Below are 15,757 nucleotides of genomic sequence, written 5' to 3'. Positions count from 1 at the left end.
GTGCAGCGGGAGACTTGTTGCATGAGCGAAGGCCCGAACCCGACACCTGGGCAGAGCCGCCTGAACCAGCGGTTTGGCCGGCTTGTGACTCATGCGCGCTGGTCCCTCTGGTGGGAGGAGGCCTGGCCCCGGCTCTGGCTGCCGCTTGCCATCGTTCTCACATTTCTCACCCTGTCGTGGCTCGGCCTCTGGCTCGATTTGCCCGTTTTGTGGCGCACGATCGGGATCAGCCTGTTTGCCGGGGCTTTTCTGCTCTCCCTCTGGCCAATCTTAAGCCTGCGGATGCCGAACCGGACGCGGGCGCTTGACCGCCTCGACCGGGAGACCGGCCTCGCCACCGGCCCGGCCAGGGTCCTCGACGATTCCCTGGCCCTGGGTACCGCCGATCCGGGCACCCGGGCTCTATGGGCCCTCCATCGCAAGCGCGCGGAAGAGACGGTGAGCCGGATGCGCGTGGGCCTGCCGCGGCCGGACATGCCGCGGCGCGACCGCTATGCGCTCAGAGCCGCCGGTCTGCTCGCCCTGGTGACGAGCGCCTTCGTGGCCGGTCCCGAGATCGGCTCGCGCTTGGCCGCGGCCTTCGACTGGCGCGATCCGGAGGTAGCAACCGCCTCCTTCCGCATCGACGGCTGGATCGATCCGCCCCTCTACACCCGCACCCCGCCGCTCATGATCGACCTCGCCCGCGGGCAAAGCCTGAAGGCGCCGGTCAATTCGACGGTGGTGATCCGCATCGCCGGCGAAGGCAGCGGTGAGGTCAAGCCGGGCAAGGGCCTTACGCCTTTAGCCCCAAAGGCCGGCCAGCGCACCGACATGCGCGAGGAGCGCTACACGCTCAACAGCTCCAGCGAGCTGACGGTCAGCACGGGCTTTGCCAACAGCGTCACCCTCACCATCGAGGCCATTCCCGACCGACTACCCGAGATCGCCTTCACCACGCCGCCCGAGGTGAATGCGCGCGGCACCTTCACCCTCTCCTACAAGGGCAAGGACGATTACGGCATCACGGCGCTCGAAGGCATCGTGGAGAAGGCCGACAACAGCCGGGGCCGCTCCCTCGTGCCGGCGCCCCAGCTGACGCTCGCGCTCCCGGGCCATGAGGAGAATGCGCCGGACACCAAGTCTCCCGTCGACCTCACCAACCATGCCTGGGCCGGCGCCCCGGTGACGATCCAGCTCAAGGCCAAGGACGAGGCCGGCCAGGAAGCCCAGAGCGAGAAGATCACCTTCACCCTGCCGCAGCGTCCCTTCACCAACCCGCTCGCCAAGGCCCTGGTGGAGCAGCGGCGCAACCTCATGCTTGCCGCCGACGACCGCAAGCGCGTGCAGGTGGCGCTCGATGCGCTGCTGATCGCTCCGGAGCAATACACCCCGCAATGGGGCGTGTTCATGGGGCTGCGCCAGGGAGCGGAGCGCCTGCGGGCGGCCAAGACCGACCAGGATCTGCTCGATGTGGCCGATTGGCTCTGGACCATGGCGCTGCAGATCGAGGATGGCGGGCTTTCCGATGCGGAGCGGGAGCTGCGCGCCGCCCAGGAGCGCCTGAAGGAGGCCATGGAGCGGGGCGCGACGGACGAGGAGATGCGGCGCCTGACGGAGGAACTGCGTCAGGCCATGGACAAGTTCCTGCAGGAATTCGCCCAGCGCATGCAGCAGAACCAGCAACAATCGCAGAACCAGAACCAGCGCGCGCCGGAGCGGATGATCTCGCAGGACGATCTCAACCGCATGCTGAAGCAGATGGAAGAGGCCATGCGCCGCGGCGACGTGGCCGAGGCCCAGCGCCTGCTCGAGCAGTTGCGCAATATCCTGGAGAACCTGCAGACTGCCCAGCCCAACAGCCGCATGACCGACCCGCTCGGCCGCGAGATGAACCAGGCCATGCAGGACATGGAGGACATGGCGCGCGAGCAGCAGAACCTGCGCGACGAAACCTTCCGCGAGGGCCAGAACCGGCGCATGCAGCAGGGCGACCGCAACGGCCAGCGTCAGCAGGGTCAAAGGCAGGGCCAGCGCCAGCAGGGACAGCGCCAGCCCGGTCAACAGGGCCAGCAGGGCGAGCAGGGCGAAGGCCAGGAGCCGGGCGAGAACGGCCAAGCCGGGCCGGACCAGGATCCCCTGGGTATGAAGCAGCGGCAGCAGGCCCTGAGAGAACGGCTTGAGGAGCTGCAGCGGCGCATGCAGGGCATGGGCATGCAGGGCGAGCAGGGCCTCGGCGAGGCCGAGCAGGCCATGCGCGATGCCGAAGGCGCCCTCGGCCAGGGCCAGGACGGCCCGGCGGTCGATGCCCAAGGCCGGGCTCTCGAGAGCCTCCGGCGCGGCATGCAGGGCATGGCCCAGCAGATGCAGCAAATGCAGCAGGGCGAAGGCCAGGGGAACGAGCAGGCCGGCGACCAGCCCGGTCAGGGCAACCCGCAAGGAAACCAGCAGGCCGGCCAGCGCGACACCGACCCATTGGGAAGGCCGACCCGAAACAGGGAGTATTCCGACGGCCGTGTCGAGGTGCCCAGTGCCGGTGCGTCACCGGCGCAGCGTGCGCAGCAGATCCTCGAGGAGTTGCGACGCAAGCTGGGCGATCCCTCGCGAGCACAGGAGGAGCTCGAGTATTTCGAGCGGCTGCTGCGCAGAAACTGATATCCGGGTCAACGCACCCCTTGTCACCTCATAAGGTTCGGGCCACGGTCGCCCGAACCTATCCATGGAATCACGATGTCCGGTTTTGTCGATCTGCTTGTGCCGATAGCGGTTGTCGCTGTCGCGTTCGTCCTGCTTCTCGGCCTCTTCAACATGCTGCGCGGCGGCAATGCCAGTCGGTCGCAGCATCTCATGCGCCTGCGCGTGCTGCTGCAGTTCATCGCCATCATCGTCATCATGGGCGTGATCTGGTGGCGAGCCGCGTGAGCATGAGAGCATTTCCCATGCGTGAGATCCTGCGATGCGAATCCCAGGGTGGCTCATAAGCGTGGACAACGGGCACTACCTGTCCTGTTAACGCTCCGGGCTTCCACGTATTGACACGTTTTCGCCACGGTTTGTATTAAGAGATCGTTAGCCATAAAGGCGTAGCCTGTTGGCCTTGATTTTTATTGAGTTATGGACCTTTTAATGCGCACCAGCCCGGCCTTAGGCCTGAGTCTTCTGGTCCTGTTTATGGGATCGGCAGGCGCTTTGGGCTCCGATTTCAAGCGACCGGCCAACACTTCCCAAACGGCATATCAACCAAGCATCCTGTCGGAATTCCGTTTTGGATTGTCCGCTCAGGATCCGTGGGGCCGAGAAGGTAACGACGGATCGGCCAACCTGACCGGCGAAATCCTTTTCGACAAGCCTTTCACCGCATCGGACCTTTTCACCAGCTATTTCATCCCCCGCCCGCATATCGGCGGCAGCCTGAATTTCGACGACCGCACCAGCTTCGCCTATGCGGGCCTGTCCTGGACTATCGACGTAACACCGAACATCTTCGTGGAAGGCAGCTTCGGCGGGGCCATCCATAACGGCGGCGACTCTTCGCATCCGCTCTCGGACCGCCAGTCGTTAAGCTGCTCGCCTCTGTTCCGCGAATCCGGCTCGGTGGGTGTGCGGCTTTCCGCCAACTGGAGCGTGATGGCCACAATCGAGCACCTGTCCGATGGCGGAACCTGCTCGGACGAGAATAGAGGCTTGACGAATGTCGGCGCGCGGGTTGGGTATTCGTTCTAGCGAATCCTAACCGTCGGGCCCCTTATGGTCGTTCTGAACCGTATCTACACCCGCACCGGCGACAACGGCAGCACCGCGCTGGCGGCCGGCGGGCGGCGCCCCAAGCACGATCTCCGCATCGAAGCCTATGGCACGGTGGACGAGACCAATGCCTGCATCGGGCTGGTCCGCCTTCACACCACCGGCCATGAGATCGACCCGATGCTCGGCCGCATCCAGAACGACCTGTTCGATCTCGGCGCCGATCTCGCGACGGTCGAAACGGACAAGCCCCTCCCCTACGAGCCCCTGCGCATCACGCAAGCCCAGGTGGATCGTCTGGAACAGGAAATCGACCGCCTGAACGGCGAATTGTCGGTGCTCCGCTCCTTCGTGCTCCCGGGCGGGACGCCCGCCGCCGCCGCACTCCACCTCGCCCGCACGATCTGCCGCCGCGCGGAACGTCATGTGGTCGAGCTCATGGAGAAGCCGGACGAGAAGGTCTCTTCTGAGGCGGTGAAATACCTGAACCGTCTGTCCGACTTTTTGTTCGTCGCATCCCGCTACGTTAATGATAAGGGTGCGCTCGACGTTCTCTGGGTGCCGGGGCAGAACCGGTAGGACACAGCACCATGTTTCTCCCGCTTCACGACGGCGTCCCACTCAAGAACATGAAGACGCCGCTCGCGACGCGGTTTTTGATAGGCCTTTGCATCGTCGCCTACCTCGTCACGTTCTATGCCCCGCCAGGTCCGGATGCCATGGTGGGGGGCCTGGGCTTCATCCCCTCGGTCCTGTTCGGCACGGAAGCGCTGCCCGAGGGCTATCCCTTCGTGCCGGTGGAGCTGACGCTTGCCACGAACATCTTCCTGCACGGATCCCTGTTTCACCTGATCGGCAACATGCTGTTTCTGTGGGTGTTCGGCGACAACGTAGAGGATGCCATGGGGCACCTCCGTTTCGTCGCGTTCTTTCTGCTCTGTGGAACCGCAGCGAGCCTGGCCCATGCCTATATCACTCCGGAGCCGCACCGGCCCCTGATCGGCGCCTCCGGCGGCGTCTCAGGCGTGGTGGCGGCCTATCTCATCCTCTACCCGCGGGTGAAGATCTGGGGCCTCTTTCTCAAAGGCATTCCGCTGCACCTGCCGGCTTACTGGACCATCGGCTTCTGGTTCGCGCTTCAGTTCGCCTCGGCGTTCCTCGGCGGCGATGACAGTGTTGGCTGGTTCGCCCATCTTGGCGGCTTCCTCGTGGGCGCTATTCTCATCCCCTTCATGCGCCGCCGCTACGACCCCGTGCTCGCCCGCGTACAGGCGCAGGAACTGCAAGCGCCGCGTTGACAATCGGATAGTGACCGCCTGCGCATCGTGCGGAAAAGTGGATCCGGTTTTCCGGTCCACACGATGCGTGGACCAAAAATGAGCATCGGATCGACCCCAAAAGTGCATTCCACTTTTGGGTCCGATGCTCTAGGGTCCCATCCGCCTTTTTCCTATATGTCCGGAGGGCCGGGTTTCGGCCATATCCGGGGATCTGACCATTGGTGAGGACGGACGAATGAAGCTTCTTGTGTGTGTGAAGCGGGTTGTGGACTACAACGTGAAGATCCGGGTGAAGCCGGACGGGTCCGGCGTGGAACTCGCCAACATCAAGATGTCCATGAACCCCTTCGACGAAATCGCCGTCGAGGAAGCGGTTCGCCTGAAGGAGCAGGGCAAGGCCACCGAGATCGTCGCCGTCTCCATCGGTCCGCAGCAGGCCGGTGAGACCATCCGCACGGCGCTCGCCATGGGCGCCGACCGCGGCATCCTGGTCAAGACCGACGCCATCGTCGAGCCGCTTGCGGTTGCCAAGATCCTGGCCAAGGTGGTCGAGCAGGAGAAGCCCGACCTCATCATCATGGGCAAACAGGCCATCGACGACGATTCCAACCAGACCGGCCAGATGCTGGCGGCACTCCTGGGCTGGCCGCAGGGCACCTTCGCGTTCAAGGTCAATGTGGGCGAGGGCTCCATCGACGTGACTCGCGAGGTCGACGGCGGCCTGCAGACGGTGGGCCTCAAGCTGCCTGCCATCGTCACCACGGACCTGCGCCTCAACGAGCCGCGCTATGCGTCCCTGCCCAACATCATGAAGGCCAAGAAGAAGCCGCTCGACGAGACCTCTCCTGAAACGCTGGGCGTCGATGTGGCGCCGCGCCTGAAGGTCGTGAAGACCGCGGAGCCGGGCGGCCGCAAGGCCGGCGTGAAGGTCGGCTCCGTGGCCGAACTGGTCTCGAAGCTCAAAGTCGAAGCCGGCGTGCTCTAAGGAGACCAAAGACAATGACCACCTTGCTGATTGCCGAGCACGACAACGCTCACCTGAAGGATGCCACCCACAAGGCACTATCCGCCGCCACGGCACTCGGCGCGCCCGTGCACGTGCTGGTGGCCGGCTCCAACGCCCGCGCGGCGGCTGAAGCAGCCGCCAAGCTCGCGGGCGTGGAGAAGGTGCTGCTGGCGGATGCGCCCGCTTACGAGCACCAGCTCGCCGAGCCGACCGCTGCGCTCATCGTTTCGCTCGCAGGCTCCTACGATGCCCTGGTGGCGCCTGCCACCAGCAAGGGCAAGAACGTCATGCCGAGGGTCGCGGCGCTGCTCGACGTGATGCAGGTCTCGGACATCATCAAGGTGGTGTCGTCCGACACCTTCGAGCGGCCGATCTATGCCGGCAATGCCATCCAGACTGTGCAGGCGACCGACGCCAAGAAAGTGATCACCGTACGCACCGCCGCCTTCCCGGCAGCTAGCGAGGGCGGCTCTGCCGCCATCGAGACGGTGAACGCGGCAGACGATCCGGGCCTGTCGAGCTTCAAGGGCGAGGAGATCGCTAAGAACGACCGGCCTGAGCTGACCTCGGCCCGGATCATCATCTCCGGCGGCCGCTCGCTCGGCTCGGCCGATGCCTTCAAGCACTACATCGAGCCGATCGCCGATCAGCTCGGCGCCGCCATGGGCGCCTCGCGGGCGGCTGTCGATGCAGGCTATGCCCCCAACGATTGGCAGGTGGGCCAGACCGGCAAGGTGGTGGCACCCGACCTCTACATCGCGGTCGGTATTTCAGGCGCCATTCAGCACCTGGCAGGTATGAAAGACTCCAAGGTGATCGTGGCGATCAACAAGGACGAGGAGGCTCCCATCTTCCAGGTGGCCGATTACGGCCTCGTTGGCGACCTCTTCACAATCCTCCCCGAACTGAAGGAGGAGTTGACCAAAGCCGGTCAATAAGGTCAGGAATAGTGACGGACCGGGCGGAACCTCCACCTGGCCGGTTTGACGGTGGATGCAGGCAGCAGATCGATGGGCATTGAGATCAAGACAGTTGGCGTGATCGGCGCAGGTCAGATGGGCAGCGGCATCGCTCATGTCTGTTCGAGCGCGGGGTTCAACGTCCGGCTCAATGATCTCTCCGAGGAACGGATCAATACCGGCCTCGCTACGATCAACGGCAACATGGCCCGCCAGGTCTCCAAGGGGGCCATCACCGAGGCCGACCGGCAGGCCGCGCTCGAGCGCATCAAGCCCGCACGCTCCTACGACGACCTGTCCACCTGCGATATCGTCATCGAGGCGGCAACCGAGAATGAGGAGGTGAAGCGCAAGATCTTCACCAATCTCTGCCCGTCGCTCCGGTCCGACGCGATGGTTGCCACCAACACCTCGTCGATCTCCATCACGAGGCTCGCGGCCGCCACGGATCGGCCCGAGAAGTTCATCGGCATTCATTTCATGAACCCGGTGCCGGTGATGCAGCTCGTCGAGCTGATCCGCGGCATTGCGACCGACGACGCGACCTACGAGTCATCCAAGGAATTCATCCACAAGCTCGGCAAGACCTCGACGGCTGCCGAGGATTTCCCGGCCTTCATCGTCAACCGCATTCTTCTGCCGATGATCAATGAGGCGATCTACACGCTCTATGAGGGCGTGGGTTCCGTCGAGGCCATCGATACGGCCATGCGGCTGGGCGCCAACCACCCCATGGGCCCGCTCCAGCTTGCCGACTTCATCGGCCTCGACACCTGCCTGTCGATCATGCAGGTTCTGCACGAGGGCCTGGCCGATTCCAAGTACCGCCCCTGCCCGCTTCTAGTGAAATATGTCGAAGCCGGCTGGCTCGGACGGAAGACCAAGCGCGGCTTCTACGACTACCGGGGCGAGAAGCCGGTTCCGACCCGCTAAAAGTTCCGTTGCGACAGGCCTGAGAGCGCTTCCACATCCTGTGGGTGCGTCACAGATGTCCCGGCTTTGATCTTCACAACAGCGTCACACTGCCTATAGTCTATTCACACGGGATATGACTCTTCTCTTTCCCAAAGGGGAGGTGCGGTGACGATACACGTCCAGCCTGTTGTGCGGCCGGAGGCCTGCCCGGCCCTCGTTCTCAATGCCGATTTCCGGCCGTTGAGCTACTATCCCCTGTCCATCTGGTGCTGGCAGGATGCGATCAAGGCGGTCTTCCTCGACCGGGTCAACATCGTCTCGGAATACGACAAGGTCGTGCGAAGTCCGACCTTTGAATTTCGTCTCCCCTCGGTCATCTCCTTAAAAACCTACGTCAAGCCGTCACGGCACCCGGCCTTCACCCGCTTCAACGTCTTCCTGCGCGACCGCTTCAGCTGCCAATATTGCGGCATTCGCGAGGACCTCACCTTTGATCACGTCATTCCCCGGTCCAAGGGCGGGCAGACCACCTGGGAAAATGTCGTCGCCGCCTGCGCGCCCTGCAATCTCAGGAAGGGGGACAAGCTGCCCCGCGAGGTGGAGATGTGGCCGAGGCAGAGCCCTTTCGCCCCCACGATCCACGACCTCCACTCCAACGGCCGCCTCTTCCCGCCGAACTATCTGCACGACAGCTGGATGGACTATCTCTACTGGGACAGCGAACTGGAGCCTTAAGGCCTCTTATCTTCAGGCCGTCAGCGGCCGAGGGAGAAACCTTTGCCGGCTGCCGCCCTGGCGGCGAAGGCTGCAAGCGCGAGCGAGATCAGCACGTTCCACCCTGCCAGCGACAGGCCGAGGAAGCGCCATGCGGCTTCCGTGCAGCTGACCACACGGGTGTTCTGGAGCTGGTTCAGGAAATCGCCCACATTGCCCGCGCCCTGGCCCGCCCCGCCGCCGCAATCGCTCGGCCCTGCGAAGAATCCCCACTCGACCCCTGAATGATAGGCGCCAAGGCCCGCGCTCACGATGAACACGAGGGCGAGGAGCCAAAGGCCAGCCCTGGTCCAGCGCGGCGGCAGGAGGGTCGCCGCGAGGCCGAGCGGAATCGCGATATAATAGGGATTGCGCTGGGCGAGGCAGAGCTTGCAGGGCACATAGCCGAAGACATGCTCGAAGACGAGCGCTCCGCCGACAGTGGTTGCAGCCGCCAAAGCAATGGCCAGGGCGGCTTGGCGCATGGAGAAAGCGAGGCGCATCGCCTCCCTCCTTAGAACAGGTAGCGGAAGGCCACGAACCCGCCGACGAGGGCGACGATCCCCAGCCCGGCCACCAGGTTGAAGTTGTTGTCGATGATCGATTTGATGCGCGGTCCGAACTGGCTCATCAGCAGGGCGACAAGGAAGAACCGGGCGCCGCGGGTCAGGATGGACAGCGCGATGAACCAGCCCAGGTGATAGCCCGCGAAACCTGAGGTTATGGTCACGAGCTTGTACGGGATCGGGGTCAGGCCTTTCAGCAGGATCACCCAGTGGCCGTAATCCGCATAGGCGTGCCGGAACGTCTCCGCCCCCTCGTCAAGGCCGTAGAGCTGAAAGAGCCACGCGCCGACGGAGTCGTAGAGGCCCAGTCCGATGAAATAGCCCAGAATGCCGCCGAGAACCGAGGTAATCGTGCAGATCAGGGCATAGGACCAAGCCTTGTCCGGCCGCGCCAGCATCATGGGCACGAGCATCACGTCCGGCGGGACCGGGAAGAAGGAGCTTTCCGCGAAGGACACAGCCGCCAGCGCATAGGGGGCGGAAGGCCGCGCCGCGAGGGAGAGGGTCCAATCGTAAAGGCGTCTGAGCATGAGGTTCCGACCGGTTTGAGGGGCTCACCGCGCCCCGCGCCCCTTTGAGCACAAGGCGCCCGGAAAGGCGAGAGGGCGGCCTGCGGCGTCCCTTCACATCTGGCACATTGACCAGCCTTCACGCGTCATGGTACGTCGCAGGTCCTTGCCCCTGTGGCGGAATTGGTAGACGCGCTCGACTCAAAATCGAGTTCCGCAAGGAGTGCTGGTTCGATCCCGGCCAGGGGCACCATCGCCTTTAGATCGCATTGTTTTTCCTCGCATTTTCAGCGCTATTTGTCCCACCATCTTCAACCGAGTCCGAAAGTGGGACAGTTTCGTTCTCGGTTTGACGCGGCACCATGAGGTGCGCGGCATCTCCAGCAAGCCGCTTCCGATTTGCTTTGCGTGTGTAGAGAGCAGCCATCTTCGGATCAGCCCAGCCGTAGATCGCCATGAGCTGGGACTCGGTCGCACCGTTTTCCGCGGCGATAGTCGCCCCTGCCTTCCTTAGGCCGTGGGGTGAGCAATGGGGTAGCCCAGCATCGTTGCACCAATCCCGGAAGCGGTTGCCGAAGCTGTCGCCGCTTGACCATGGCCGGCCGTGGTCCGAGATCAGAAATGTCAGGTCGCCTTTCTCCGGAGTGGCCTCAATGACGGCCTGCAGCTGGGACAGGACCGGAATCTCGATCTCAACATGCTTCCGCAACCGGTTCTTGTAGACCCGGAATTTAATCTGACCATCTCGGATATGCTGACGTCCCAATTGCACGACATCTGAGCGGCGCGCGCCGGTATTGAGTAGCATCTCAAGCGCTAAGCGAGCTTTGGTGCCTATGGGATGGCGCCCCCGATATTTGAATACTTCCTCCACCGTCCACGTATGCCAACCCTCTGGATTCCGGCTCCGAAGCTTCTTCACGCTAATGGTAGGATCAACGTTGACATGCTCATATTGGACGGCGAACGCAAACAGTCCGCGTAGCGCTTTCAAAAAGTCGTTGGCCGCTTCTGGCTTTTCTCGCCTACGATCCATGCCTTTACGGATCACCTTAGCGGTGATGTTTGCAATAGACTCATCTCCTGCTTTCTCGCACATTGCCTCCAACTCACGGCGGCGAACCTGGCGTGTCCTTGGCGCTGAGCAGCGATCTAAGAAGAAGGCGGAACCAAGGTACTGCTCCACGAGCCAGCGGAGAGTGTTGGGCTTTGCCTTCTGCCGCTTCACCACCAAGTCGGGCTGAAGCATACCCTCTAAAGCAAGGCAATATGCCTCCATGAACGGCTCGGAGAACGGGATGCCTTTCAGCCTGATTTTTTTCTGACGAGGGCGTCGGAAGTAGACTCTCGGATTGCCATGACGGTCCAAGTCTTCTGAGCAGTACTTCGGCAATCTGCGGGGCATGTTAAAGTTCGATTTCCCGGCCATCCGTCACATCTGGATTGGAGATCAAATCGATAGCTGCATCAAGCCTTCGAACATCCCACAGCACACAACCATCAAGCCGGAACGGCTGCGGCATCCGGCCATCGGCAACGAGTTGGTCAAACTTTGTTGGGCTAACACCGAGATAATGCGCCGCCTCTTCTCGCCGCATGCCCCTATGAGGCCGCACATCGAAGCGGGTATATGAAGTAGGGCTAGCTTGGGCTTCGCGTGGTGGCGCAAGCCCTCGTGCGCTTCCACCCTGCGCGCCCTTAGCGCCGAAGGCGTTGCTAGGAGTAAGGTTGTGGCGGCTCATGTCAGATCAACTTCATCGGCGCCCGGCCAACCACGCCCTGGACGCATTTAGGGTTCGCATTTCCGCGAAACCGGGGCCGATGAAGGTCTCAGATCTCGCGTCCCCGCCGTGGTTGCGGCGGAATCAGTTGAGATTTGGGCTTTTGAGGCTAGCTCCCTGGCTTGTGAAGCACCCAATTCAAAAAAGAACATTGCGCTGTGAATACCTTAACCAGTCATTTACCTTAGTGGCTTCGCGGCGTGCCTCGCCCATTACGTATCTATACGAAATTGAGGGAAGCTATCTCCAACGATGAACACCACCCTGCAGGACAGTGCTGGTGCCTCACCTGCGGCCCGGTGGTACGATAGGAGCCTGTACGGCCAATGACAGCTAGTACGGTATTGGAAGGCAGTTCAGCTGAAGTCGGTGATGTGGAAAGTTTGAGCCACATCGGAGCTGGAGCGCATTGAAACAGTCAAACGTTTCCTGCCAACCCCACGCCGGTCGAGCTACCAATTAGGTTGTGTGCACAACTAAGCAGGGCGGACGTCTCGATCCGATGTCGTAGGGACCAAACCGCAGCACGAAAGGAGCAAAGTCACTTGTCGCTTCCGTTTTTCCATTGGAGCACAGTGCCTGTAGAAGGTTGGTGCGTCCACCGGTTAACCGTCACTGGTGAGTTAACCCACTTGAAGCTGATAGAGCCGTCGAAGGTGTGGCTACCACGCTTTGATCGTTCGGCAGCTACTACTCACGTAACATCACTTCGTGAGGCTCCGCTCGGAAGCTAATATGGTCGGCACTCCATCTTTTAAACAACAGAGACTGTGCGTAGGTCATTGCCTGATCCGAGATTGAGACACATTCAACAAGCTCAATCTCCTGCCAAGTATCTTCCTGTTTTTTATAACATTTTCCCTTGAACAATTTTTCTATATCAGAAGCTACTTTGTCTGTTGCTTTCTCTGCCGCTTCGGGATCATGTTCTGTACTATATAGGAAGTATATGATTAGCGAGTACGTATCCTCTGCTCCATTCCGGATATGCTCCTCTCCTGCATCAACATCGAAGAACACGGCGGTTATATGCTCGCCAGAAGGCTTGAGAATCTTCGTTAGGCGCTCTTTCAGCCCAGTTTCTCCGAGGCGGCGATCAAACTCGTCAGGAAAGGCTGAACGTCTGTATCTCGCTGCAAGCCAGTATTGTAGAATGGAACGCTCACTTGCGGTGGGGACTACCGAAGTGTCTGGCTCATAATCCGCGAGCTTTTCCTTTGGGATGTAAGCTCTGTTATTAGCGATTAGGTCAATATTGGCTGAATCACGGCCGCCCGTAATCGGAAGATGAAGGCGACGAGCATTTTTTGCATGTGTATAATTTCCGTCTGGTTTATCTATACGCCTGCCAAAGATGATTTCCACCATCGGCTCAGCAGCCGGAAGCTGTGCAACGTCGCAGTCGTGGGTGATCACGACTGCGACGTCGTATGGAGGGTCAGCTTTCGGTATATCGATTAACTGCAACGCGTCAGCAGGCAGGAGATGGCCTTGCCGCCAGGGCGTCTGACGCCTCCACTCTCCCATTCCGCCTTACCCTTGCTCGTCTAGGGAGGGCATACCCAAATCATGATGGGTTACCGGAATCCGCTTTCGTGCTGCCAATCGGGCATCAATAGCTTTTCGCTGTTCAAGCTCCTTACGGATCAGTTGAACCAATGTTCGAGCTGCCTCTTCTGCTGATCCGCCGAAGCGGACCATGTCAAAGAAACTCTTTCCGCCTCTGATTGAACGACGCAACATCTGGTTTGACGTTGTCAGCCCTTCTGCCGCAAACACGTCAGCAGCCCGCGCCAAATCATCTAACTTTGCAGCGTTCTCAGCAGTAATTGGCTGTCCATTCTGCCAGTCGTAGATTGCTTGGCGCGATACTTCGAGTACGTTAGCAAGTTCAGTTACAGTAGGTTTTAATATAGTACGAATTCGAGCTAGGTTTTCTCTTGGGGTTGGATCTGCATCTAACCCATCAGAAGCTGAAACATCATAAACAGCTAATGGATATCCCTTACCGCCTTTAGCGATATAGTATCCAGCAGTTGCACTCCCTCCAGTGCCAACTTGGAGACCAATAGCAGTAAAAGGAAGGAGCATGCCCGCGAGTACGGTTGCTGTCGGTCGATTATACGACTTAAGAAAGCGTCCCATTGTCGTTGCGGTCATGCCCACACTCTCATTGCACTGTCGGTAACTGTAGCCCGAAATGATTTAGCTATCTCGCCATGTATCTCCAGTAGCCGAGACTTCACATTTGCAATGTCAAACGCCTCACGCCGCTCATGTGATCCATCCATGTCTAGGATTGCATGCGGCCCCCTAAGCGATGTGAACCGCTCAGGAACAACAAGTGATCCTGGTGCTAAGTCAGGCGGAAAACCAATTGCACCATTTTGCATAATGCTTCGAGCTGTGATTTGAGCAGAGGCTGTTTTCAATACCGTCTCTACAAAGGAGTGAACTATTTCTCCATCTATTCTGCCAGATAAACCCATCATCCAAGGATTCAAATAGTCTTCTATGCTCTCTCCAGCTCTTGGGAATATTGCATCAAGGTATCTGAAACCAATTCTGTCTGTATAGCTTAACTGGACTGTATCATGAACAATCTTAAGTCCATTGAAGAATTCTTGAGAAAAGGTCTCAAATACATCGTATTCAGTAGTTTGATAGGACAATGATCCTGGATCAAGAAAAAACCCTGCAGTTTTTTCCATATTCTGAAATACATAGCGCCCAGTGTGAGCAACCGGGACTTGGGATTGGTTACCATCCGGAGCGCCCATATTAAGGTTGAAAGTTGCCAGGAAATTCTTCTCAAAATCGGGATATCCAAGCTTTCTGAAACGCTCCTGGATTTCAGCAGCGTAGGAATCCAAAGCCATGATTGGATTGAACCTCGCTTGCACTATCGTGAAATAGACGGGAGCATTGCTCAGTTTGCGGCTCATCGTGTCCCCCTCAGCCTTACACCTGTCTTTACACTTTACATATGGGTTGACAAGCCAAAAGGGGTAGGAGGGTTCCGGCAATCTCGGAGCATAACGGGTGTTACCCCTATCGAGGTAGAGCACTTCCAAATCGGTAAATAATGGCTTCGATTCAGAAAATCCGCGTTTGACCTCAACCACTTGAGCAAGAATATTGCTTTGGATAACTTAGTTACATATCGTCCGGCAGCCCTCGCAATCGTGATCCAGGTGTCCGAAACGCTAAGCCCTTTCCACAACCCTTTGAACTTGAACTGCCGTCCATCTGCCACCCCTTGCAGTTGGAATTCCCCGCTCGTTTAGGCCAGCTGCAATTTGCCGAAGGGATATAGCGCCGGAGGCTTTTAGGTCCGCAATGATTTCGGCCATATCAGCCGCGCGCCTATCCGCCTTGGCTTTGATGGCCTTAACCCCTAGCGTAGAACCCTGCTTAGCTACAGCCGGAAGGTTGCCACGATCCCCACCGAGCTTCGTACCCCTAGCCTTTGCAGCGGCAAGGGCTGCCTTGGTGCGGGTGCTGATCATAGCGGCTTCATGCTCGGCCACGGCAGCCAGGATGTAAACCGTCAAGCGGTTAGCTTGAGGGAAGTCCACTGCCGTGAACTCGACACCCGATTCCATTAGGTTTGAGATAAAGGCCACGTTGCGGGCGAGACGGTCCAACTTGGCAATAATCAGGGTAGCACCATGGAGGCGGCAAAGCCGCAGGGCCTCTTTCAGCTTGGGGCGGTCGTTACGCTTGCCGCTCTCGATCTCGACAACTTCGGCAACAAGGCTCCAATCGCCACCATTCAGATAGGACCGCACCGCCTCTTGTTGCGCCTCAAGGCCAAGGCCGCTCTTGCCCTGCTTGTCGGTGGAGACGCGAAAGTATGCGACGAACTTGCCGTGTGCCATGTACCGTCTCCAGCCCTGTAACGATTCCAACTATGTTAGTTGCTGAATTTGTAACGCGTCACGTCTGACTGTCAAGCTTGGTAGGCCGCTGCGCGAGGTCCATCGTAGTTGGTTTTGGCGTCACAGTTCGGTCTGAACCGAACACACAGCAATTGTGAATCGGTTCGGAATTGGCACAGGGTGGGCATACCCAACCTGCACCAGGCGCTAAATTTAAAGGCTGAGCTACTGAGAATGGGAGGGCCGCTATCACGTTCAGAGCGGACCTTTACACAGCCGCGCTCAAAGACCTCGTTTGACCGAGGTCGTGTGAAAACGCGATTTCGAGCGACGTGTGATGGCAGCTGTTTGGGCGTGATCCGCGGCGGCAAAAGGGTTCAGACT

Annotated in this window: 17 protein-coding genes and 1 tRNA gene; 10 read left to right on the top strand and 8 right to left on the bottom strand. The window is 59.8% G+C overall.

Annotation, left to right across the window (positions count from 1 at the left end; all coding sequences use genetic code 11):
- The first annotated feature begins 21 nt into the window (after positions 1-21).
- From VB618_RS19340 to VB618_RS19300, 9 genes are all read left to right on the top strand, one after another.
- Positions 22-2,634 (top strand): TIGR02302 family protein, encoded by a 2,613-nt coding sequence (locus VB618_RS19340; protein ID WP_329798387.1) that lies wholly within the window; start codon positions 22-24, stop codon positions 2,632-2,634.
- 75 nt (positions 2,635-2,709) lie between these two features.
- The gene (locus VB618_RS19335) at positions 2,710-2,901 is read left to right on the top strand and encodes a twin transmembrane helix small protein (RefSeq protein WP_329798386.1); all 192 of its coding nucleotides are present in this window, start codon (positions 2,710-2,712) and stop codon (positions 2,899-2,901) included.
- A gap of 348 nt (positions 2,902-3,249) precedes the next feature.
- Positions 3,250-3,702 carry an acyloxyacyl hydrolase gene (locus VB618_RS19330; RefSeq protein ID WP_329798385.1) on the top strand — a complete coding sequence of 151 codons (453 nt, stop codon included), beginning with the start codon at positions 3,250-3,252 and terminating at the stop codon, positions 3,700-3,702.
- 24 nt (positions 3,703-3,726) lie between these two features.
- Entirely contained in the window at positions 3,727-4,302 is a 576-nt protein-coding gene (locus VB618_RS19325) for a cob(I)yrinic acid a,c-diamide adenosyltransferase (RefSeq protein WP_329798384.1), read from the top strand.
- Between the two features lie 11 nt (positions 4,303-4,313).
- Positions 4,314-5,021, top strand: a complete 708-nt coding sequence (locus VB618_RS19320) for a rhomboid family intramembrane serine protease (RefSeq protein WP_329798383.1) — start codon at positions 4,314-4,316, stop codon at positions 5,019-5,021.
- 217 nt (positions 5,022-5,238) lie between these two features.
- Positions 5,239-5,988: an electron transfer flavoprotein subunit beta/FixA family protein gene (locus VB618_RS19315; RefSeq protein WP_329798382.1), complete on the top strand. Its 750-nt coding sequence runs from the start codon at positions 5,239-5,241 to the stop codon at positions 5,986-5,988.
- Positions 5,989-6,002: 14 nt separating this feature from the next.
- A complete protein-coding gene (locus VB618_RS19310; RefSeq protein WP_329798381.1) occupies positions 6,003-6,947 on the top strand; it encodes an electron transfer flavoprotein subunit alpha/FixB family protein in 945 nt (314 codons plus the stop codon).
- 72 nt (positions 6,948-7,019) lie between these two features.
- Positions 7,020-7,901, top strand: a complete 882-nt coding sequence (locus VB618_RS19305; RefSeq protein WP_329798380.1) for a 3-hydroxybutyryl-CoA dehydrogenase — start codon at positions 7,020-7,022, stop codon at positions 7,899-7,901.
- 147 nt (positions 7,902-8,048) lie between these two features.
- Positions 8,049-8,618 carry an HNH endonuclease gene (locus tag VB618_RS19300; protein ID WP_329798379.1) on the top strand — a complete coding sequence of 190 codons (570 nt, stop codon included), beginning with the start codon at positions 8,049-8,051 and terminating at the stop codon, positions 8,616-8,618.
- Positions 8,619-8,638: 20 nt separating this feature from the next.
- Here the strand turns inward: VB618_RS19300 and VB618_RS19295 are convergent, their stop codons facing one another.
- Both VB618_RS19295 and VB618_RS19290 read right to left on the bottom strand, forming a co-directional pair.
- On the bottom strand, positions 8,639-9,139 hold the full coding sequence (locus tag VB618_RS19295) for a disulfide bond formation protein B (protein WP_329798378.1): 501 nt from the start codon (positions 9,137-9,139) through the stop codon (positions 8,639-8,641).
- A gap of 11 nt (positions 9,140-9,150) precedes the next feature.
- Positions 9,151-9,732, bottom strand: a complete 582-nt coding sequence (locus VB618_RS19290) for a YqaA family protein (RefSeq protein WP_329798377.1) — start codon at positions 9,730-9,732, stop codon at positions 9,151-9,153.
- Positions 9,733-9,879: 147 nt separating this feature from the next.
- On the opposite strand from VB618_RS19290, the gene VB618_RS19285 reads away from it, so the two are divergent.
- Positions 9,880-9,964: transfer RNA gene (locus tag VB618_RS19285), tRNA-Leu, on the top strand.
- A 6-nt stretch (positions 9,965-9,970) separates the two neighbouring features.
- Here VB618_RS19285 and VB618_RS19280 read toward each other — a convergent pair.
- The 6 genes from VB618_RS19280 to VB618_RS19255 form a co-directional block, all read right to left on the bottom strand.
- Positions 9,971-11,116 carry a tyrosine-type recombinase/integrase gene (locus tag VB618_RS19280; RefSeq protein ID WP_329798376.1) on the bottom strand — a complete coding sequence of 382 codons (1,146 nt, stop codon included), beginning with the start codon at positions 11,114-11,116 and terminating at the stop codon, positions 9,971-9,973.
- Position 11,117: 1 nt separating this feature from the next.
- Positions 11,118-11,453 carry a helix-turn-helix transcriptional regulator gene (locus VB618_RS19850; RefSeq protein ID WP_442931870.1) on the bottom strand — a complete coding sequence of 112 codons (336 nt, stop codon included), beginning with the start codon at positions 11,451-11,453 and terminating at the stop codon, positions 11,118-11,120.
- Positions 11,454-12,182: 729 nt separating this feature from the next.
- Positions 12,183-12,908: a hypothetical protein gene (locus tag VB618_RS19270; protein ID WP_329798375.1), complete on the bottom strand. Its 726-nt coding sequence runs from the start codon at positions 12,906-12,908 to the stop codon at positions 12,183-12,185.
- Between the two features lie 117 nt (positions 12,909-13,025).
- On the bottom strand, positions 13,026-13,652 hold the full coding sequence (locus VB618_RS19265; protein ID WP_329798374.1) for a hypothetical protein: 627 nt from the start codon (positions 13,650-13,652) through the stop codon (positions 13,026-13,028).
- Positions 13,649-14,437 (bottom strand): TIGR04255 family protein, encoded by a 789-nt coding sequence (locus tag VB618_RS19260; protein WP_329798373.1) that lies wholly within the window; start codon positions 14,435-14,437, stop codon positions 13,649-13,651. The genes VB618_RS19265 and VB618_RS19260 overlap by 4 nt, the downstream gene beginning before the upstream one ends.
- Before the next feature lie 261 nt (positions 14,438-14,698).
- A complete protein-coding gene (locus VB618_RS19255) occupies positions 14,699-15,373 on the bottom strand; it encodes a recombinase family protein (protein ID WP_329798372.1) in 675 nt (224 codons plus the stop codon).
- Positions 15,374-15,757: the final 384 nt, after the last annotated feature.

This window comes from Microvirga sp. CF3062, assembly GCF_036314045.1.
Lineage (GTDB): Bacteria > Pseudomonadota > Alphaproteobacteria > Rhizobiales > Beijerinckiaceae > Microvirga.
The sequence above is the reverse complement of the archived record's forward strand: the minus strand, read 5'-3'. Positions and strand labels throughout refer to the sequence as shown.